This is a genomic window from Sporosarcina obsidiansis (assembly GCF_009651005.1).
In the GTDB taxonomy this organism is placed as follows: domain Bacteria; phylum Bacillota; class Bacilli; order Bacillales_A; family Planococcaceae; genus Sporosarcina; species Sporosarcina obsidiansis.
Map to the genome: position 1 here is coordinate 91,570 of NZ_WHVW01000004.1, position 21,796 is coordinate 113,365.

At 41.6% G+C, this 21,796-nt stretch carries 22 protein-coding genes; all 22 read left to right on the top strand.

The features are described 5' to 3' along the window. Positions 1-82 precede the first annotated feature (82 nt). The 22 genes from sucC to flgG all read left to right on the top strand — a co-directional run bounded on the left by sucC (position 83) and on the right by flgG (position 21,757). The gene (sucC, locus tag GD002_RS05105; RefSeq protein ID WP_153731265.1) at positions 83-1,243 is read left to right on the top strand and encodes an ADP-forming succinate--CoA ligase subunit beta; all 1,161 of its coding nucleotides are present in this window, start codon (positions 83-85) and stop codon (positions 1,241-1,243) included. Between the two features lie 18 nt (positions 1,244-1,261). Continuing rightward, a complete protein-coding gene (gene sucD, locus GD002_RS05110) occupies positions 1,262-2,164 on the top strand; it encodes a succinate--CoA ligase subunit alpha (RefSeq protein ID WP_153731266.1) in 903 nt (300 codons plus the stop codon). A 72-nt stretch (positions 2,165-2,236) separates the two neighbouring features. Then, positions 2,237-3,115, top strand: coding sequence for a DNA-processing protein DprA (dprA, locus tag GD002_RS05115; protein WP_153731267.1), 879 nt, complete (start codon positions 2,237-2,239; stop codon positions 3,113-3,115). A gap of 125 nt (positions 3,116-3,240) precedes the next feature. Further along, the gene (gene topA / locus GD002_RS05120) at positions 3,241-5,316 is read left to right on the top strand and encodes a type I DNA topoisomerase (RefSeq protein WP_153731268.1); all 2,076 of its coding nucleotides are present in this window, start codon (positions 3,241-3,243) and stop codon (positions 5,314-5,316) included. A 51-nt stretch (positions 5,317-5,367) separates the two neighbouring features. Then, a complete protein-coding gene (gene trmFO / locus GD002_RS05125; RefSeq protein ID WP_153731269.1) occupies positions 5,368-6,678 on the top strand; it encodes an FADH(2)-oxidizing methylenetetrahydrofolate--tRNA-(uracil(54)-C(5))-methyltransferase TrmFO in 1,311 nt (436 codons plus the stop codon). 549 nt (positions 6,679-7,227) lie between these two features. Continuing rightward, positions 7,228-8,127 (top strand): tyrosine recombinase XerC, encoded by a 900-nt coding sequence (xerC, locus tag GD002_RS05130; RefSeq protein ID WP_153731270.1) that lies wholly within the window; start codon positions 7,228-7,230, stop codon positions 8,125-8,127. 11 nt (positions 8,128-8,138) lie between these two features. Further along, positions 8,139-8,675, top strand: coding sequence for an ATP-dependent protease subunit HslV (gene hslV / locus GD002_RS05135; protein WP_153731271.1), 537 nt, complete (start codon positions 8,139-8,141; stop codon positions 8,673-8,675). A gap of 3 nt (positions 8,676-8,678) precedes the next feature. Further along, positions 8,679-10,073, top strand: coding sequence for an ATP-dependent protease ATPase subunit HslU (gene hslU / locus GD002_RS05140; protein WP_194841475.1), 1,395 nt, complete (start codon positions 8,679-8,681; stop codon positions 10,071-10,073). Between the two features lie 86 nt (positions 10,074-10,159). Continuing rightward, entirely contained in the window at positions 10,160-10,936 is a 777-nt protein-coding gene (gene codY / locus GD002_RS05145; RefSeq protein ID WP_153731272.1) for a GTP-sensing pleiotropic transcriptional regulator CodY, read from the top strand. A 372-nt stretch (positions 10,937-11,308) separates the two neighbouring features. Next, positions 11,309-11,698: a flagellar basal body rod protein FlgB gene (gene flgB / locus GD002_RS05150; RefSeq protein ID WP_153731273.1), complete on the top strand. Its 390-nt coding sequence runs from the start codon at positions 11,309-11,311 to the stop codon at positions 11,696-11,698. Positions 11,699-11,700: 2 nt separating this feature from the next. After that, positions 11,701-12,162: a flagellar basal body rod protein FlgC gene (gene flgC, locus GD002_RS05155; RefSeq protein ID WP_153731274.1), complete on the top strand. Its 462-nt coding sequence runs from the start codon at positions 11,701-11,703 to the stop codon at positions 12,160-12,162. 33 nt (positions 12,163-12,195) lie between these two features. Further along, entirely contained in the window at positions 12,196-12,504 is a 309-nt protein-coding gene (gene fliE / locus GD002_RS05160; protein WP_153731275.1) for a flagellar hook-basal body complex protein FliE, read from the top strand. A gap of 61 nt (positions 12,505-12,565) precedes the next feature. Continuing rightward, entirely contained in the window at positions 12,566-14,158 is a 1,593-nt protein-coding gene (gene fliF, locus GD002_RS05165; RefSeq protein ID WP_153731276.1) for a flagellar basal-body MS-ring/collar protein FliF, read from the top strand. Between the two features lie 14 nt (positions 14,159-14,172). Then, complete coding sequence (fliG, locus tag GD002_RS05170; RefSeq protein WP_153731277.1) at positions 14,173-15,186, top strand: flagellar motor switch protein FliG; 1,014 nt, start codon at positions 14,173-14,175, stop codon at positions 15,184-15,186. After that, entirely contained in the window at positions 15,179-15,949 is a 771-nt protein-coding gene (gene fliH, locus GD002_RS05175) for a flagellar assembly protein FliH (RefSeq protein ID WP_194841476.1), read from the top strand. The genes fliG and fliH overlap by 8 nt, the downstream gene beginning before the upstream one ends. Before the next feature lie 2 nt (positions 15,950-15,951). Further along, positions 15,952-17,283 carry a flagellar protein export ATPase FliI gene (gene fliI, locus GD002_RS05180; RefSeq protein WP_153731279.1) on the top strand — a complete coding sequence of 444 codons (1,332 nt, stop codon included), beginning with the start codon at positions 15,952-15,954 and terminating at the stop codon, positions 17,281-17,283. After that, complete coding sequence (fliJ, locus tag GD002_RS05185) at positions 17,280-17,732, top strand: flagellar export protein FliJ (protein ID WP_153731280.1); 453 nt, start codon at positions 17,280-17,282, stop codon at positions 17,730-17,732. Before fliI ends, fliJ begins: the two co-directional genes overlap by 4 nt. A gap of 1 nt (position 17,733) precedes the next feature. Then, entirely contained in the window at positions 17,734-18,342 is a 609-nt protein-coding gene (locus tag GD002_RS05190; protein WP_153731281.1) for a MotE family protein, read from the top strand. 28 nt (positions 18,343-18,370) lie between these two features. After that, positions 18,371-19,768 (top strand): flagellar hook-length control protein FliK, encoded by a 1,398-nt coding sequence (locus GD002_RS05195; RefSeq protein ID WP_153731282.1) that lies wholly within the window; start codon positions 18,371-18,373, stop codon positions 19,766-19,768. 2 nt (positions 19,769-19,770) lie between these two features. Beyond that, positions 19,771-20,454 (top strand): flagellar hook assembly protein FlgD, encoded by a 684-nt coding sequence (gene flgD / locus GD002_RS05200; RefSeq protein ID WP_153731283.1) that lies wholly within the window; start codon positions 19,771-19,773, stop codon positions 20,452-20,454. 20 nt (positions 20,455-20,474) lie between these two features. Further along, on the top strand, positions 20,475-20,852 hold the full coding sequence (locus GD002_RS05205; protein ID WP_153731284.1) for a TIGR02530 family flagellar biosynthesis protein: 378 nt from the start codon (positions 20,475-20,477) through the stop codon (positions 20,850-20,852). Positions 20,853-20,938: 86 nt separating this feature from the next. After that, a complete protein-coding gene (gene flgG, locus GD002_RS05210) occupies positions 20,939-21,757 on the top strand; it encodes a flagellar basal body rod protein FlgG (RefSeq protein WP_153731285.1) in 819 nt (272 codons plus the stop codon). Positions 21,758-21,796 lie beyond the last annotated feature (39 nt).

Here is a 21,796-nt window from a genome sequence, read left to right on the forward strand (position 1 = left end):
CTTGGACAATGTGTGACGATTTGATTACAATGATTAAGTAGTTGAACTTCAAGCATTTGCAAATCGAATGGAGGCAGTACTTATGAACATCCATGAATACCAAGGGAAGCAGCTTTTGAGAGAGTACGGTGTTGCTGTTTCGAAGGGTCGTGTTGCATTCTCGCCAAAAGAAGCGATGGCTGTAGCAAAAGAAATCGGAACAGAGCCCATTGTGGTAAAAGCACAAATCCATGCGGGAGGCCGAGGAAAAGCGGGTGGAGTAAAAATCGTCAAGAATCTTGATGAAGTCCGTGCTGTTGCGGCAGACTTAATCGGGAAACAATTGGTGACCCACCAAACAGGTCCTGAAGGGCAAGAAGTAAAAAGACTTCTTGTTGAAGAAGGAATTGATATCGAAAAAGAATTTTACATCAGTCTTGTCGTAGACCGTGCAACAGATCGTGTCACATTGATGGGATCTGCTGAAGGTGGCGTAGAAATTGAGGAAGTGGCTGAGAAGAACCCTGAAAAGATCTTCTATGAAGTCATCGATCCAGTAGTTGGATTGGCTCCATTCCAAGCGCGTCGCATGGCGTTCAATATGGAAATCCCTAGCGGACTGATTAATAAAGCAGTCAGCCTATTTTTAGGTCTATATAAAGTGTTTACTGAAAAAGATGCATCAATTGTTGAAATTAATCCACTTGTAGTAACAAAGGATCAGCGAGTGCTGGCTTTGGATGCCAAGTTCAATTTTGACGATAACGCAACATTCCGACACAAAGATATTGTCGAACTGCGCGACTTCGATGAAGAAGATCCAAAAGAAATCGAAGCATCTACATTTGACTTAAGCTACATTTCTTTAGATGGAAATATTGGCTGTATGGTTAACGGTGCAGGTTTGGCAATGGCAACAATGGATACCATCCATTATTATGGCGGCGAACCCGCTAACTTCCTTGACGTTGGGGGCGGCGCTAAGAAAGAAAAAGTCGCTGGAGCTTTCAAAATCATTTTATCCGATCCGAAAGTAAAAGGCATTTTCGTCAATATTTTCGGTGGTATCATGAAATGTGACGTTATCGCTGAAGGTGTTATTGAAGCAGCGAAAGAAGTGGAACTTCAAGTACCGCTTGTTGTACGTCTTGAAGGAACGAATGTGGAACGCGGAAAAGCTTTGCTTAAAGAGTCCGGTATTAATATCGTAGCTGCGGATTCAATGGCTGAAGGCGCGAAAAAAATCGTTGAGTTGATAGGATAAGAAAGGCAGGTACAAAGCATGAGTATTTATGTAGATAAAGACACCAAAGTAATTGTACAAGGAATTACAGGTTCCACTGCCCTGTTCCACACGCAGCAAATGTTGGAATATGGTACAAAAATCGTCGGTGGAGTAACACCGGGCAAAGGTGGACAAACAGTTGAAGGCGTGCCAGTTTTCGACACGGTAGAAGATGCTGTGAAAGCTACAGGCGCAACTGTTTCCATCATTTATGTACCTGCACCATATGCAGCAGACGCGATTGTGGAAGCTGTTGACGCAGAAATGGATATGACGATCTGTATTACTGAGCATATTCCAGTACTTGATATGATTAAAGTGAAGCGTTATATGGAAGGTAAAAAGACTCGTTTGATCGGTCCAAACTGTCCTGGCGTGATCACTGCAGATGAAACTAAAATCGGCATTATGCCGGGTTATATTCATACAAAAGGTCATGTCGGTGTAGTTTCACGTTCTGGTACATTAACGTATGAAGCAGTACACCAATTGACGCAGGAAGGTATCGGCCAGACAACTGCTGTTGGAATCGGTGGAGACCCTGTAAACGGTACGAACTTTATCGATGTATTGAAGGAATTCAATGAAGATCCTGAAACGTATGCAGTCGTCATGATCGGTGAGATCGGTGGTACTGCTGAAGAAGAAGCAGCTGCTTGGGTTAAAGAGCATATGACGAAACCTGTCGTTGGCTTTATCGGTGGTCAAACAGCACCTCCAGGAAAGCGTATGGGACACGCAGGTGCGATTATTTCAGGCGGTAAAGGAACAGCCGCTGAAAAGATTAAAGCTTTGGAAGCAGCGGATATCCAAGTGGCAGATACACCATCTGTCATCGGCGAGACGTTGATTAAAGTTCTAAAGGAAAAAGGTCTGTACGAAAAATGTAAAACGAAGTAAACTAGAAGGTGTAGCGAACGCGCTACACCTTTTTTCGTGCTTTGCTTGTAGTGTTGATGTAAGGAGTAATGTATGCAATTTACTGATCAGGAAAAACAATTGATAAATCTACATTATATTCACCCCGTGCCAATGAATCGATTTCAGTCGTTATTGCAGGAAAACCCAACTTTTGAAACAATGGAAGCGTATTCAATTGTCTATTTAAAACATTTGCTTGGCCTTTCAGAAGAGAAAGCGGAACAGTTTAAGAAGCAGTATACTGAAGTGTCAAGACTACCACTTCTTCAAATGTTACAACAAAGCAATTGCACACCCATTCCTTACTTTCATCCAGACTACCCAGAAGAGTTAACACAATTGTGCGATCCACCAGCTGTTTTGTATAGTAGAGGAAATCGGGATTTATTAAAGAGGGGCTTACGTGTAGGAATTATTGGTTCGCGTAAAGCGACAGTATATTCCAAAAAAGCACTAGATTTCATTGTTCCTCCGCTCGTTGATCACCAAATACCAATTGTCTCTGGTTTGGCAGCAGGTGCAGACACAATGGCCCACCAAGCAGCCATACATTACGGTGGTGATACAATCGGCGTATTAGGCCATGGATTCTCTCATATGTATCCGAAGAAGAATGAAAGAATCGCACGTGAAATGGCTGAAAATCATTTATTAGTAACAGAGTATCCACCATATATTCCGCCGGCCAAATGGACATTTCCTATGCGCAATCGAATTATTAGTGGACTATCGAGCGCCATTGTCATTACAGAGTCGGTTGAAAGGAGTGGAACAATGAGTACGGTCGAGCACGCACTGGATCATGGAAAAGAAATTTTCGCAGTGCCCGGAGCCATTGATTCTCCTTTATCAGCAGGTCCTAATAAGCTGTTAGATGAAGGCGCCAAGCCGATATGGAGTGGTTTTCAGATTATCGATTCACTCTTGTGATCCGACATAATTTATTCAATCAACATGTTTAAAAGGTTGCATTATCCCGAAAACTGTTATACATTTTGCAACAGATATTCTTTTGATGAATAAATATAAAGAAATCTCTCTGAGGAGGGAAACGTATGGCGGATTACTTAGTAATTGTAGAATCACCTGCTAAAGCGAAAACGATTGAGCGCTATTTGGGAAAAAAATATAAAGTGAGCGCATCACTTGGACATTTACGTGATTTACCCCGCAGTCAAATGGGTGTAGATACCGAAAATAATTATGAGCCGAAGTATATAACGATCCGAGGAAAAGGACCGATTCTTCAAGAATTGAAAAAAGAAGCAAAAAAAGCAAAAAAAATCTTTCTCGCGGCTGACCCCGATCGTGAGGGGGAAGCAATTGCTTGGCATTTATCACATCAGCTCGGAATTGATACAGAATCCGATTGCCGCGTAGTATTCAATGAAATAACAAAAGATGCGATTAAAGAATCTTTTAAGCATCCTCGTCCGATCAATATGAATTTAGTAGATGCACAGCAAGCGCGACGTATTTTAGACAGATTAGTCGGATACAATATTAGCCCAATTCTTTGGAAAAAAGTAAAAAAAGGATTGTCAGCGGGACGTGTCCAGTCAGTCGCATTGCGCTTAATCATAGATCGTGAAAATGAAATTAATGCATTTGTACCAGAAGAGTACTGGAGTATTACTGCTCAGTTCACAAAAGGTAAAAATACTTTTGAAGCTGCGTTTTACGGTGATGCAAAAGAAAAAGTGAAGCTAACTAATCAAGAACAAGTGGAGAAAATTGTGGGTTCACTTCAGACAGATGAGTTTGAAGTGTCCAAAGTGGTGAAAAAAGAACGGAAACGGAATCCTGCTTTGCCATTTACAACGTCATCTCTTCAACAGGAGGCTGCACGTAAACTGAACTTCCGAGCGAAGAAGACGATGATGCTTGCTCAGCAATTGTATGAAGGGATTGCAATAGGTAAAGAAGGTACAGTCGGTTTGATCACTTACATGCGTACCGACTCTACTAGAATTTCAGAAACCGCTAAAGACGAAGTGAAATCATTTATCCATACCATGTACGGTGAGGAATATATTTCAACTGGTGGACGTAAGGCAAAAGCGGGAGCTAATACACAGGACGCTCACGAAGCGATCCGTCCCACTTCAGTTATGAGACCACCTGAGGCGATGAAAGCGTTTTTATCCAGAGATCAGTTACGTTTATATAAACTGATTTGGGAACGGTTTGTGGCAAGCCAAATGGCACCTGCTATTTTGGATACGGTAACAGCGGACTTTTTGAATGGCGATATTCGTTTTCGAGCTTCAGGTTCTCAAGTGAAATTCCCTGGTTTCATGAAAGTATATATTGAAGGCAATGATGATCAACAAGAAGAAAAGGAAAATATTCTCCCTCCGCTCGAAGAAGGGGAGCATGTGCAGTACGCAGAAGTAGATCCAAAACAACACTTCACACAGCCACCGCCAAGATACTCCGAGGCACGCTTAGTGAAGACGTTGGAGGAATTAGGGATAGGACGTCCGTCTACTTTCGCACCTACGTTAGATACGATTCAAAAACGTGGATACGTCACGTTGGATGCAAAACGTTTCATTCCTACAGAACTCGGTGGAATTGTTCATCAAGCCGTAGATCAATATTTTCCCGACATCATAAATATCGAATTTACAGCTCAGATGGAACAAAGTCTGGACCATGTAGAAGAAGGTAGTATTGAATGGCGAAAAGTTATTGATGAATTCTATCGTGATTTTGAGAAGCACGTGGAAATAGCAGATGCAGAGATGGAGAAAATTGAAATCAAGGACGAACCTGCCGGAGAAGACTGTGAGAAGTGTGGGTCTCCTATGGTATTCAAAATGGGACGTTACGGAAAGTTCATGGCTTGCTCCAATTTCCCAGATTGCCGGAATACAAAAGCGATTGTGAAGCCAATTGGCGTTACTTGTCCTAAGTGTAAGGAAGGCGAAGTGGTGGAGCGGAAGAGTAAAACGAAGAGAATATTTTTCGGTTGTGATCGGTACCCAGAATGTGATTACGTTTCTTGGGATAAACCTATTGCACGGCCTTGTCCAAAGTGTCAGAATACATTAGTGGAGAAACGCCTGAAAAAAGGTGTCCAAATTCAATGTACAGAATGCGATTATAAAGAGCAGCCACAAAGTTAACGAAATTTGTAACAAGAAAGCAACTTAGCGCAACAGGAAGAGGGAATCGAAATGACGCAAATTGTTAATGTAATCGGTGCAGGTCTGGCTGGAAGTGAAGCCGCCTGGCAACTTGCCAATCGGGGAATCCAAGTAAAATTGTTCGAGATGCGTCCGGTCAAACAGACGCCGGCCCATCATACAGACAAATTTGCGGAGCTAGTGTGCAGTAATTCATTACGCGCCAATAACTTAACCAATGCGGTTGGTGTAATCAAAGAGGAAATGCGGCAGTTAAATTCGTTGATCATTTCTGCAGCAGACCATTGTTCAGTTCCTGCTGGCGGAGCATTGGCGGTAGATCGTCACGAGTTTGCTGGCAATGTGACAGAACAGATTCGTAATCATCCGAACATTGAAGTCATCAATGAGGAAGTGACGGAATTGCCGGATGGCATTACGATCATCGCTTCCGGTCCATTGACATCACCGGCATTAGCTGAAAAAGTTCGTCAGCTTACTGGTGAAGATTATTTATATTTCTATGACGCTGCGGCTCCAATCGTGGAAAGTGATTCGATTGACATGGAGAAAGTATATTTGAAATCTCGCTATGATAAAGGGGAAGCCGCCTACTTGAATTGTCCCATGAATGCGGAAGAGTTTGATCGTTTCTACCAAGCACTTATTGCAGCTGAAGTGGCTCCTTTGAAAGAATTCGAAAAGGAAATGTACTTCGAAGGCTGTATGCCAATTGAAGTTATGGCGAAGCGTGGAGAAAAAACAATGCTTTTCGGTCCGTTGAAACCAGTTGGATTAGAAGATCCAAAAACTGGCAAGCGACCGAAAGCGGTGATCCAGCTTCGGCAAGATAATGCAGCAGGTACGCTGTATAATATCGTGGGCTTTCAGACACATTTGAAATGGGGAGCGCAAAAAGAAGTATTGCAACTAATTCCTGGGTTGGAGAATGTGGAAATCGTCCGTTACGGCGTAATGCATCGAAATACATTTATTAACTCACCGAAAGTGTTAAGTTGTACTTACCAATTAAAATCCCAGCCGACAATTCTATTTGCCGGTCAAATGACTGGTGTTGAAGGCTATGTTGAATCTGCTGGTTCTGGTTTGATAGCCGGTATTAATGCTGCACATTTAGCGAAAGGTGAAAAGCCTGTCCGTTTTCCAAAAGAAACAGCGCTAGGCAGTATGGCAAGATACATTACCGAAGCTGATCCTAAAGGCTTTCAACCAATGAATATTAACTTTGGCCTGTTTCCGGATCTAGGCGAGCGTATCAAATCAAAAGCGGAACGCGCGGAAAGACACGCCAATCGCGCACTAGACGCATTGCAGCAATTTAAAGCAACGACAACACTTTGAAAATAGGAGCTGTCTGAGAAGTCATTTTCATATGACTTTTCAGGTAGCTTTTTTGTATGAGGAACTATTTTTGCGTTCTTGGCAGTTTCTTTGGCGGAGAATATATAATGTATGTAGCTGGCTGGATTCCACCGAGGTATGTTTTGAAGCGGGGCGACATTCAATTGGCGCGTTCCTCTACGTTGTTACGCAATTATAATAGAAAAAGCTGACGATGAAAGATATTTCTGACTTTCAGGACTGTCTCTTGTGTTGTTTGAATGCAAATTTAAGAAACTAAAATGAAGTCCAAACGTCTTTTAAGTTAGCTGATGGGGTATGTAATGGTATTCTTTTCATGTTTTTTGAACGATATGTGTCAAATCGTAAGTTTTGGGGAATAACTGTCCATGAATCCAATTTGAAAGTTGCCCAATAATGCTTGCTATTGTATAGTGTTTGATGGAGAACATTTGGATTAGATTTTAAATTCCAAACTATATACATTCACGAATCTTTAGAATCTTCGGTAGCATTTTGAATGATCTACAAAAGCAGCGAGGTGATCAGATGGTGCCTGAAATAAGAGACTTGGCAGATGAATACGTATCGTATATTCGCCTTGAGAAAAACTATTCATCGTATACCGTAGCTGAGTACGAAAAAGATCTACAGGGATTTTTTGCGTTCTTGGAACATGAACATATCAATGATTTGGATGAAGTCGACTATGCAGTAGCGCGCCTTTATGTAACTCGTTTATATGACCGCATGTTTGCGAGGACAACGATCTCAAGAAAAATTTCTTCTATTAGATCATTTTATAAGTTTGCAAATGCTCGCTATGGTATTCAAGATCAGGCGTTCCGTCTGCTGTATCATCCCAAAAAAGAAGAGCGTCTTCCGGCTTTTTTCTATGAACAGGAACTAGAGAAGCTTTTTGAAGTGACGATCGGAGAAGATCACCGTTCGCTTCGTGACCGGGCGTTATTAGAATTGCTGTATGCTACAGGGATTCGAGTCGGTGAGCTTGTTTCAATTGAGGTGAAAGACGTGGATCATTATTTGGGTATCGTGAAAGTGATGGGAAAGGGACGCAGAGAACGTTTTGTTCCCTATGGAAGTTTTGCTGACGAAGCATTAGAACGATACCTTGAAGCCAGCCGACCGCGTTTGATGAAAGAAAAGAAGCATTCGATGTTATTCGTCAACCTACGAGGTGATCCGTTAACTGCGCGAGGTGTTCGATATATATTGAATGATTTGATGGAACGGGCTGCCTTACATACGAAAATTACTCCACACATGATTCGGCATACATTTGCTACCCATTTACTAGGAGCAGGTGCTGATCTGCGCACCGTTCAAGAATTACTCGGTCATCGTCATTTATCATCGACTCAAGTATACACGCATATTACAAACGAGCACTTGCGCCAAACCTATTTACAAACGCACCCGCGTGCTTAGGAGGAGAGAAAATGGAATTTCATGCAACAACAATTTTTGCGGTCCACCATGACGGTCAATGCGCTATGTCAGGAGACGGGCAGGTGACAATGGGGAATACAGTCGTCATGAAACATACGGCAAAGAAAGTGCGCAGATTATTCAATGGCCAAGTATTGGCTGGCTTTGCGGGTTCCGTGGCGGATGCCTTTACGTTATTTGACCTGTTTGAAGCGAAGTTGATGGAGTATGATGGCAATCTGCAAAGAGCTTCCGTGGAACTGGCGAAGGAATGGCGAGGAGATCGGATTTTGCGTAAATTGGAAGCCATGTTGCTTGTCATGGATCAAAAAACCTTACTACTCGTATCGGGCACCGGTGAAGTTATCGAGCCGGATGATGGGATTTTAGCTATTGGTTCCGGTGGTAATTATGCACTAGCAGCGGGGAGAGCATTAAAAAAGTATGGCAGTGGTTTAACTGCAGCAGATATTGCCAAAGCTTCTTTAGAGACTGCTGCTGACATTTGTGTATATACAAATCATGAAATTATTGTGGAGGTGCTTTGATCCATGATGAAACAAGAATTGACACCAAAAGCACTGACTGCCTATTTAAATCGTTTTATTGTAGGGCAAGAGAAGGCGAAAAAAGCAGTAGCTGTTGCCATGCGGAATCGGTATCGACGAATGCAGTTGTCGGAGGAAGAACAAGAAGAAATTATACCGAAAAATATTTTGATGATCGGTCCTACAGGCGTCGGGAAAACGGAAATTGCTCGTCGGATCGCCAAATTGATTCATGCGCCATTTGTCAAAGTGGAAGCTACAAAGTTTACGGAAGTAGGTTACGTAGGGCGAGATGTGGAATCAATGATACGTGATCTAACTGAAGTAGGCGTGCGTATGGTCAAAGAAGACATGCGAGAATCTGTCAAGGAACAAGCGCAGAAGTCGGCGGAAGAGCGTTTAGTCAAGTTGCTTGTACCGGAATCCAAAAAGAAACCCAGCGGACAGAATCCTTTTGAAATGTTTTTCGGTCAAAAAGAACAGCCTGAAGTAGAAAATCCTGAAGAACAGACTGAAATCAAACGTAAACGTTCAGAAATCGCTGAGTTGCTCAGAAATCGTCAAGTAGAAGAGCAAATGGTGACGGTAGAAGTGACAGCACAGCAACCTTCGTTATTTGATGCTCTACAAGGCTCTGGTATGGAACAAATGGGCTCAGGGATGCAAGATGCTCTTTCTTCTTTGATGCCGAAAAAAACGGTTAAACGACGTATGAAAGTGAAGGACGCACGGACTGTTTTGGAAGCCGAAGAAGCAGATAAACTAATCGATCAAGATGAAGTGGCACGTAAAGGAATCGAATTGACGGAACAAGCTGGTATTATCTTCTTGGATGAGATGGATAAAATTGCAAGCGGTAACCGGCAGTCTTCCGGAGAAGTGTCTCGTGAAGGCGTGCAGCGTGATATTTTACCTATTGTTGAAGGTTCCACTGTAACCACTAAATATGGAGCGGTGAAGACGGATTATATTCTATTCATAGCTGCAGGTGCTTTTCATATGTCCAAGCCGTCGGATATAATTCCGGAACTTCAAGGAAGATTTCCAATTCGGGTAGAACTTGACAAATTGACAAAACAGGATTTTGAGCGCATACTTCGAGAGCCTGATTTTTCATTGTTGAGACAGTACGAACGGCTGTTGGCGACGGAAGAAGTGGAAATTGAATTTACAGATGATGCCATTAGTAAGATTGCGGAAATTGCATTTGAAGTGAACAATGAAACAGAGAATATCGGAGCCAGAAGATTACACACTATTTTGGAGAAATTACTAGAAGATCTGTCGTTCGAAGCAGCTGATATTGGACCTGCATCCATTAAAATCACACCTGCATATGTCGATGAAAAATTACAAGGAATTGTAAAAAACAAAGATTTGTCACATTTTATCCTTTAATGAAGTCATTATTGTTTATTTAATGATTAAAAACCTTTAGAATATTCATTAAAGTCAACTGTACAATTTGAGGAGGAACTATAGAAATGAGTTTATTAGTCAAGACGAGAAAAATTAATGCAATGTTACAAGAAGGCGCAGGCGGCCCGGTCAATTTTAAAGAGATGGCAGAAGAACTAAGTAATGTCATCGATTGTAACGCGTTTATTGTTAGCCGGAAAGGTAAGTTGCTCGGTCTAGAAGTACATCATCAAATAGAAAATGACCGTATGAAAAAGATGTTTGAAGAACGTAAATTTCCTGAAGAATATACACGTCACTTATTTGAAATACAGGAAACATCACCAAATCTTGATATCGAAAGTATTTATACAGTTTTCCCTGTAGAAAATAAAGATTTATTTAAGGAAGGTCTGACAACGATTGTTCCAATCATTGGCGGCGGTGAGCGTTTGGGAACTTTGATCTTAGCTAGATTAAAGGAAGGCTTTACGGAAGATGATCTGATACTTGCGGAGTATGGTGCAACAGTAGTAGGTATGGAAATCTTACGCGAAAAGTCTGAAGAGATCGAGCATGAAGCACGCAGTAAAGCAGTTGTTCAAATGGCCATCAATTCCCTTTCTTACAGTGAACATGAGGCGATTGAGCATATCTTTAAAGAGCTTGATGGCAATGAAGGTTTGCTAGTTGCTTCTAAAATCGCAGACCGTGTAGGAATTACGCGCTCGGTAATTGTAAATGCATTGCGTAAATTGGAGAGTGCGGGCGTAATTGAATCTCGCTCATTGGGTATGAAGGGTACGTACATTAAAGTATTGAATGATAAATTCTTAATGGAATTAGAAAAACATCAGTCATAAAAATAAGCACTGCCTCCGTCGTGGGGTAGTGCTTTTATAATGTGAAGTTTGAAGGTCATCCGGCTTTAGCAACAAGTACATATATATTTTTATGTAAAACTTAATTAGTAATATAAAGTAGAAAATTCAGATGATATTTAGTTGTGAAATTATTATTTCTTAATTGTTTGTTATTGGAAAAAGGGTTAGTAAGCACTATGAAAACTATTAGAATTCATTGGACAAAAATCATTATAATCCGCTACAATAGACTAATAGATTCTAAAAAAATTATATTCTTTATAGAGAAAATAGAGAAAAATAGTGAGAAGTTCATTTCTAGCGAAAATTGCTGAAAAAAATATAATTGCGTAAAGAAAGGGAGGGAAGATGGTGAATATTTATGGTGGTACCATCACGAAGCTAGAAAAAGGTCTAGACTACTCGTCTGCTAAAAGCAAAGCTATTTCGCAAAATATAGCGAATGTTGACACGCCAAACTACAAAGCGAAAACTGTGAGTTTTAAAGAAGTATTATCTAATGAAAAAAGTAAAGGACTTGAAGCATACAAAACTAATCCAAAACACTTAGATTTTACTCATTCTACAGGAAGTAAAACATTTGATATATCCAATATGCGTTACCGTCAAGATCGCAATGGAGTCGATATGGATAAAGAGCAGGCAGATTTAGCAGCGAATCAAATCTATAATTCGGCACTAATCGAAAGGATAAATGGCAAATTCAATACACTGCAACATGTCATTAAAGGAGGTCGCTGATTGTGAGTATATTTCATAGTTTAAATACATCTTCTTCAGCCCTTACTGCTCAAAGACTTAGAATGGATGTCATCTCTTCTAATATGGCGAATATCGATTCAACTCGTGCTAAGCAGGTGGATGGCGAATGGCAACCCTATCGTAGGAAAACGGTAACCTTGCAGCCGAAAGAAGGACAATTTGCTTCTTTTCTACAAGCGGCTAAAGGTGTTCATTCCCATAGTAATGCAGGTAATGGAGTGAAGGTCTCGCGTATAAAAGAAGATCGTGAAACGCCGTTCAAGTTGGTCTTCGATCCATCACATCCAGATGCAAATGAAGAAGGATATGTTCAGATGCCGAATGTAGACCCATTACGTGAAATGATAGACTTGATGTCTGCCACCAGGTCCTATGAAGCAAATGTCACAGTCCTGAATGCAAACAAATCCATGCTGATGAAAGCATTGGAAATTGGAAAGTAATGAGCAACAGCTCAAGCTAAAGGAGTGAAAAAGATGCCGATTCAATCAATTACAAGTGCCGTACCTAATCTCCAAGTCCAACAAAGCGATTTAAAAACGCAAAAGACCCCTTTTGAGGCACAGCAAAGTTTCTCTGCCATGCTAAATGAAGCGATCCATAAGGTAGATCAAGCTCAGTTTACATCTGACAAGCTAACGACCAAGTTGATCAAGGGTGAAGATGTGGATCTTCACAACGTGATGATCGCTTCTCAAAAGGCAAGCATCGCACTAAATGCGACTGTAGAAATGCGGAATAAAGTGGTAGAAGCTTACCAAGAAATCATTAGAATGCCTGTCTAACAGAAAGAGAACACTAGGCAGATCTGAAAATTTGCCTAGTTAGGCTGACCGGGGGATTAGAATGAAGGAAAGATTTACAAAACTCAGAGCGGATCTCAAGGCGTTCTGGGAAAGTCGCTCCAAAAATCAAAAAATCACATATATTGCCACAGCAGCCAGTGTAATCGCATTGGCCATTTTTTTAACGGTATATTTATCTAGAACTACATACGTAACGCTCTATTCAGAAGTGTCACCATCTGAAATAGGCCGCATTAAAGAAGTATTGGATGGCCAAGGTGTTATGTATCAAGTTGAGCCTGGCGGTACTGCTATCTCTGTACCGGAAAAACAGGTAGATAATCTGCGTGTTTCATTAGCAGCTGAAGGGTTTCCTAACTCTGGCATGATTGACTACTCCTTCTTTTCGGAAAACGCGGGATTCGGCACGACAGACAATGAATTCAATATGATCAAACTAGCGGCCATGCAGACGGAACTTGCTAATCTAATAAAGGGGATAGAAGGTGTAAAGGATGCAAAAGTCATGCTCACCTTGCCGACAGAAGGAATCTTCGTGAACGATGCGACACAAGAAGCTAGTGCTTCCATCATGTTGAAAACGAATCCTGGCCAGCAATTCACAGAACCTCAGATCGCGTCCCTTTATAATCTCGTGTCAAAAAGCTTACCGAACTTATCTACTGATAATATCGTCATCATGAACCAGTATTTTGAGTACTTTGATCTGAAAGGGACAGAAAATTCTTACGGACAGAGTGTTACTGACCAAATGGCGGTGAAAAAGACCATTGAACGTGACTTGCAGAGACAAGTGCAAATGATGCTTGGTACAATGATGGGTCAAGACAAGGTAGTAGTATCTGTGACCACAGATATCGATTTCAAGGTGGAAAAGCGAGAAGAAAATCTCGTGACACCGGTCGATGAGGAAAACATGGAAGGAATTGCTCTTAGTGTGCAGCGAATTACTGAGTCGTTTTCAGGAACTAATCCTGCTGTAGGCGGCACACCTGAGGCCGAAGATCCAACTGATAACCGTACAACTTATGTTGAAGGGGATATGGGCAACGGTGACTACGAACGTTTGGAAGAAACGATCAATAATGAAGTGAATCGTATCCGCAAAGATATTGTAGAAAGTCCTTATAAAATTCGGGATCTTGGCATACAAGTAATGATTGAGCCACCGACGGCTGATGATCCGACTTCCCTCGCTCCTGAAGTTCAACAAGACGTCGAAGGGATTTTAGAGACAATTATACGAACTTCATTAGATAAGGAAGCTGCAGGAGAATTGACAGACGAATTGTTGGCAGAGAAAATCGCTGTTTCTGTCCAACCGCTAAAAGGTAAAAATGTTGCATTTGAAGAACCGAAGACAGTCATCCCATGGTGGGTTTACGTAATTGGCGGCGTTTTGCTACTTGCTATCATCGTCCTAGTTGTCTTGTTCATGCGTAAGAGACGCAGAGAGGCGCAGATGGAAGAAGAATTAGCACTTGAACAGCAGTTACAAGCAGTCCAAGTGGATGACATTAATATGGAACAAGAAACAGAAGCGACTGCACGCAGAAAACAGCTAGAAAAAATGGCGAAGGATAAACCAGAAGAATTTGCGAAGTTATTAAGAACGTGGATTGCTGAGGAGTAACGGAGGGGTGCAAGTTGGTGAAGAAAGACAAAGAAATGTCAGGCAAACAAAAAGCTGCCCTATTGCTCATCTCTCTAGGGCCTGAAGTCTCAGCAGCGGTTTACAAGCATTTGAATGAAGAAGAGATTGAGAGATTGACATTAGAGATATCGAGTGTTAAAAAAGTAGAGTCCTCAGTGAAAGAGGAAATTATAGAAGAATTTCATAATATCGCGCTTGCTCAAGATTATATTTCTCAAGGTGGTATTGGCTATGCGAAGACTGTTCTTGAAAAAGCACTCGGCAAAGACCATGCACAAGCAATCATTAATCGGCTCACTTCGTCGCTTCAAGTTCGACCATTTGATTTTGCAAGACGCGCAGAACCGTCACAAATTTTGAATTTCATTCAAAATGAACATCCGCAAACGATTGCGCTCATTTTGTCTTATCTAGAGGCGGAGCAGGCAGGATTGATTCTTTCCTCTCTACCTCAAGAAGTGCAGGCGGATATTGCCAAACGGATTGCGACAATGGAATCCACTTCACCGGAAGTCATCAGTGAAATTGAAGCAGTATTAGAGCGGAAGTTGTCTTCTACTGTGACACAAGATTTCACAGAAACGGGCGGTGTCGATGCAGTAGTCGAAGTATTGAATGGTGTGGATCGTGCAACAGAGAAAACTATACTCGATGCGTTGGAAATTCAAGATCCCGAGCTTGCTGAAGAGATTCGGAAGAGAATGTTTGTATTTGAAGATATTATTACACTGGATAATCGTTCCATTCAGCGTGTGGTACGAGAATGTGAAAATGAAGATCTCATTTTGTCGATGAAAGTATCGAGCGAAGAAGTAAAAGAAATTTTATTCAAAAATATGTCACAACGGATGGCCGAATCATTCCAAGAAGAAATGGAAATTATGGGACCTGTTCGCCTGCGAGATGTTGAAGAATCACAATCGAAAATTGTTGGGATCATACGCAGACTAGAAGATGCAGGTGAGATTATTATTGCCCGTGGCGGAGGAGATGACATTATTGTCTAATCTATTTCGTTCGGAACGTACGATAGTAAATCAGGAACAAGTGAAAGAAATCTCTATCCGTAGACTACAGCAGGAGTCTGTTCAGGTTTCTGAGGAGCCGGTGAATAATGCAAGCATATTCGCAGAACGTAACAAGATGTTGCAAGAAATTCAGCAACGTAGTGATATAGCTGATGCGGAAATCCAGCAACGGATGGAAAGAGCTGCTGCAGATGTAGAAGCCATGCGAGTGGCATGGGATAGCGAAAAAGAGAAGTTGCAGCAAGAAGCCTATGACGAAGGATTTCAGGCAGGGTTTGAGGATGGTCGCAATAAAGCGATTTCTGACATGCAAGAAATGATACTTGCTGCAAATGAAACGACTACTTTGTCCTATCAGAACGCCACTCAATATTTGATCAACCAAGAACGTGTCATTTTGGACTTGGCAATTCGTTCTGCAGAACAAATTATTAATAAAACAATTGAAGAAGATGAAGAAACGTACTTATCTATTGTGCGCAAGGGCATAAAAGAAGCGCAGGAAATGAAAGAAATTAAATTATTTGTTCCAGCAGAACACTTTAAAATGGTGACAGATAACCGAGCGGAGTTAGCATCAATCTTTCCTCCTGAAACGCCGTTCCTGATTTTTGTCAATGAGGATTTTGACGCTACAGATTGCTTTATAGAAACGAATCACGGTCGCATTGTCGTAAGCGTGGATGAACAATTGAACGAACTAAAGGAACAGCTTGTCGAAATTATGGAAAGTGGTGTGTAATTTTGAGAAAAGCAGAAGATCTTATTCGAATCATTCCAAATTTAAACACGATGAAAAAGTATGGTCGAGTAATCCGAGTAGTCGGTCTAATGATCGAATCACAAGGACCTGAATCTTCTATTGGCGATGTATGCTTAATCCATTTGAATGTCCCAGTTGCTGGTCGTTCGATCATTCAAGCGGAAGTGGTAGGATTCCGAGAAGAAATCGTTATGCTCATGCCGTATACGGACATTAGTAATATTTCAAGTGGTTGCTTGGTGGAAACACTTGGCAAACCACTTGAAGTGAAGGTTGGAATGAATTTGGTAGGGCAAGTTCTTGATTCTATGGGGAATCCCATTGATCATAGTGCGTTGCCAAAAGGCTTGGCAACTGTGCGGACAGAAAACAGCCCGCCGAATGTGCTGACACGTCCGACGATCAACGATAAGCTTGCGGTCGGTGTTAAAGCGATTGACGGTATGTTGACTGTTGGCAATGGCCAGCGTGTCGGGATCTTCGCAGGTTCTGGTGTTGGTAAGAGTACGTTATTAGGAATGATTGCCCGCAATACAGAAGCTGATATTAATATCATTGCATTGATCGGTGAGCGTGGCCGGGAAGTCCGAGAATTTATTGATCGAGACTTAGGTCCTGAAGGGATGAAGAAAACAATTGTGGTCGCTGCGACTTCAGATCAACCTGCTCTCATGCGAATTAAAGGAGCATTTACCGCTACTGCGATTGCAGAGTATTTCCGTGATAAAGGTATGAGAGTTATGCTCATGATGGATTCTGTTACGCGTGTAGCGATGGCGCAACGGGAAATTGGACTAGCTGTAGGTGAACCGCCAGCTACGAGAGGTTATACACCGTCCGTTTTCGCTATTTTGCCGAAGTTGCTTGAGCGAACCGGAACGAATGAGCAAGGTGCCATCACAGCGTTCTATACTGTGCTTGTGGATGGTGACGATATGAATGAGCCGATCGCGGATGCGGTGCGGGGAATTCTAGATGGACATATCGTGCTCGACAGGACACTTGCCAATAAAGGTCAATATCCTGCGATCAATGTTTTGAAAAGTGTCAGTCGTCTTATGAATCATATCGCGGAGCCAGAACATGTCAAAGCAGCAGAGAAATTACGAGAACTCTATTATACCTACGATAAATCGGAAGACTTGATCAACATTGGCGCCTATAAAAAAGGGACATCGAAAGAGATTGATGAAGCGATTGAATATGAGCCGATTATTACGAACTTTTTGAAGCAAAGCTATAAAGATAATGTGCAGTTGGAAGATACTGTGAATGAAATAATAGCCTTAGCTGCTGGAGGGGGCCGTATATGACTTCTTACCACTATCGTTTTGAAAAAGTGCTGACATTGCGAGAACAAGAGCGTGATGAAACAGAGATGGCTTACAAAGAAGCCATTCAGCAATTTGAAGAAGTGGCGAGGGAGCTGTATGATCAGCTGAAGAAGAAAGAAGATACGCTAGAACAACAACAAGAACGAATGAGCAAGGGTTTTTCTATTGATGATTTGCATCATTATTCACGTTTTATCAGTACATTGGATCAAAGAATTGATCATATTCAGCAGGAAGTAATGAAATCTCGTTCCAAAATGAACTGGTACGAATCACAGTTGCTGGAGAAAAATATTGAAGTGAAGAAATTTGAGAAAATGAAAGAAAAAGGACAACAACAATATGATGCAGAAATGGACCATATGGAGGCAAATCGGATTGACGAACTGTCGACGATGAAATTTCGCTCAAAAGAAGACAGGTGGTAAAGTGGCTAAAGCAAAAAAGATAAAAGAAACCGAATCTGTTGAAGTGAAAGAGAAGAAGTCAGCCAGTTTTTTTCAGATTTTATTGGCATGGATTATTATTCCTCTTATGTTCGCAACAGCTGTTGTATTAATCATCGCGAAGGTTGCCGATATAAATGTTTTCGATCAAGCAAAAGAATGGACGTCTAAAGTTCCTTTTCTGGAAGAAAAAGCACCTGATGAAAAAGTGGAAGGTGACTTAATACTAGAGGAACGTGTCATTTCTCTACAGGCTGAAATTCAGGAAAAAGAAGCGCAGTTATTTGAAGTCCAAGATGAACTCACACAAGTAAAAGATTCCAATGAAGTGCTTGAAATAGAAAAAGAGAAATTAAACGAAGAAATCGAAAAGTTGAAGCTTGCGCAGAGTGAAACCAAACGAGATTTTAAAGAAATAATCACTACGTACGAACAAATGTCAGCAAAATCAGCAGCCCCTGTAATCACGAAAATGGGAGACGCGGAGGCAGTTCAAATTTTATCTAGCTTAAAGCCTGCAACTTTAGCATCTATTCTTGAAAAAATGTCTCCAGAAGAAGCCGCGAAATATACTTCTATGCTTACAAAGTAGTATAATAGTAGTTGAGGGAGGTGAAAAAGTGAATTTAGGACTATTAATGAATGTAGGTTCTCCGAGTGTGCCAACTAGTTCATCAGTCTCGGTAGCGTCCAATAGTGGCGGTACTGGATTTGGAAGCGTTTTTCAAAGCTTGATGGGAGCAACTCAATTACCTGATGTGCAACAACCAATTGGTAAAGATGCAAATTTGGCTCAATTGTTTGATGGAATTATGCAAGCTGAAACGTTAGAGGAACTTGCGAGTATTCTGGAACAGTTGGAGAAAAGTGAACAAACATCGCCTGTGATTGTTCAGTTATTGAAGGAGTTTGGTAATCGCCAAATGATTCCTAGAGAAGAAGCGAGAGATCTTGGAGACTCTGTGTCGTCTGAACTTCTACCACTAGATAACATAGCGGATGCGGATGAATTATTACTTACCGATCTACCAAACTTGCATAAGTTTCCTAGTCTGCAACAATTGGCGTCTCTAATTAGCAAAAATCCTGATAAACTAGTAGAAGAGCTTTCAAAGATTCTGGAAGATGCAGGTGTTGCGAAAGATGAAATTGAACAAATGCAAGCTACAGGTGATATATGGTTTGTACTAGATACTTTGCAAAAAATGCCTGCTAAGCAAATCCAGACAGCAGTTCAGCAACTATCTGAAAAAGCTGTAGTAGAGATGACAGCATTATTTAAAGCTATTGAATTGGCAGCACCAAAACTGGATCTCTATGGTAGACAAGTTGATCTAGTCAAAACAATTCAGCCGCTACTTGCACAATTCGTTAATAAACTGGAAGATAAGATTCTTCAGCCTGAAGTAAAACAAACCGTACCGTTGCCAACTACTGTTCAGCATATGATCCGCTTTACAACTGACCAGCAAGCTACCGATACGAAACAACAAGAGCAACAGGTGAAGCCAAATGAATCTTCGACCTTACCATCTGCACTGACTCATACGGAAGGGAAGCCTGTATTCCATATGACACAGACCGAAAAAGCACCAGAAAGTCGTAGTGAAGCGTTAATGAGAGAATTTCAAGCTATCTTAAATCGTGCTAATTTTGGACAAACAGGTGGAACGAATCGACTGATGATCAAGCTCTACCCTGAGCATCTAGGGCAAATCCGTATTGAATTGCTTGAGGTAAATGGCATCATGACCGCAAGAATTTTGGCGTCTACTGCGATGGCACGTGAAATGCTTGATAGTCAGATGCACCAGCTACGACATGCGTTCAATCAGCAAAATCTGCAGGTAGATCGAATCGACTTATCCCAAACGATTCAGGAGCCATCCAAAAATGAGCGCGAGCAAGCATTTACTAAGCAACATGAACAGCAGAAAGAACAGACATCCGAGCAAGACCAAAATCAGGATGAACATGAACTGTCTTTTGAAGATTTCATGATTGAACTGGAGGTATAGACATGCCCGAAGTGAATAATTCAACTTCAGCACAAAAACCGATTACGGACGAAATGTACCTGATCAATAAAAAACGCGATGAACGGAAAACCGGGCCGGATACGATGGGCAAGGATGCGTTCATGAAAATTCTGATCACCCAGCTGACGAACCAGGACCCGACAAATCCGATGAAGGATACGGAATTCATGGCGCAGATGGCACAGTTCTCGGCACTTGAACAGACAATGAACATGGCGAAAGCTTTTGATAAGTTCGCGGAAGCACAAAGCCAGAGTCAGTTGATCCAATATAACAGCTTCATCGGCAAAGACGTGAAATGGCATGAAGTCACTGACAAGAAAGATGAAGATGGCAAACCGATTATCAACGAAGGAACCGGAAATATCCAGTCCATTAAATATGTCGATGGTTCAGTAATCTTCACATTGGCGGATGGTAAGGAATTAACACCTGGCAATATTTCTGAAGTATTGGCAAGTGGTACAGGTGGGGTTTCTGGAGGCCAGCCGAACAGTCTAGTACAGGCGAGTATGCTCATCGGCAAGACAGTCGGTTATACAGAGGGCGACGAAGAACGTACGGGTAAAGTCGTTTCTGTTACGAACAAAGACGGCAAGTTACATTATATTTTAGATGATGGCACTAAAATTGAAGGAAACCAATTCACATCAATCAGTGAGTAAAATAGGAATGGAGCGATGATATGAACAAGATTGATTTCCATCGCATTCCATCACAGCCACTCATACGCCCAGGACAAACACAGCAGACAGTACAATCGAACCAGTCATTCCTTGAACATTTGCAGCAAGCGACGCAACCTGAAAAGTTGAAGATCAGTAAGCATGCCAATGACCGCCTGCAAGAACGAGGAATTCAAATGACTGATGCGGAATGGACACGCATCTCAGAAAAAGTAGACGAGGCGAAGAGGAAGGGAATCCGTGAATCGCTTGTGTTGACTGATCAAGCTGCACTCATCGTCAGTGCAAAAAACGCAACCGTCATCACCGCGATGGATCGCTTGGAAGCGAAAGACCAACTATTTACGAATATCGACGGCACCATACTACTTAGCTAAAACACGGCAGGACCTAGAACAGGATGCCGACGCACCGCCGACTGATAGACGCGGTGCACTTTATAACCGAGAGGGGAAACTACATTATGATTCGTTCAATGTACTCAGGAATATCAGGATTGAAAAACTTTCAGACGAAATTAGATGTAATTGGTAATAATATTGCCAACGTGAATACTTATGGATTTAAGAAGGGACGTACTGTTTTTAAGGATTTATATTCGCAGACTGTGTCAGGTGCTACAGGTCCTACAGGTAATAGAGGTGGAGTAAATCCTAATCAGGTGGGCTTGGGTAGTCAAATAGCTTCAATTGACACTCTTCATACTCCTGGCTCCACACAATTTACCGGGAATACTCTAGATATGGCTATTGAAGGGGATGGATTTTTTAGAGTAGCAGGTGATGTTGCTGGGGAATTTTTATACACGAGAGCGGGAGTTTTCTATTTAGATCAAGGTGAAGACGAAAATGCTACTGAAGCTAGAATTGTTGATGGAGAAGGACGTTATTTAGTACAAGAAGATGGAAGTCCCATAACAATTCCTATAGATGCAACATCTCTTTCTGTTGGTCAAAACGGTGTGGTTAGCTATGTTCAAGCAGGTACTCTGAATGATGACCAAACGATTTCTTTAGCGAAATTCAATAATCCTGGAGGGTTATCGAAAGTTGGAGGTAACTATTACCAACAGTCTACAAACTCAGGTGCTCCGACTCTTGGTGAACCACTAGGAGATGGCGGACATGGCGCCATCAAATCCGGTTCTCTAGAAATGTCCAACGTAGACCTTTCCGAAGAATTCACGGAAATGATCGTTGCACAACGTAGTTTCCAAGCCAACACACGAATCATCACAACATCCGACGAAATTTTGCAGGAATTGGTGAACTTGAAACGATAAGCCTAGCATAGAATGAAAAAGGAGGGTCGGGCCGGCCTT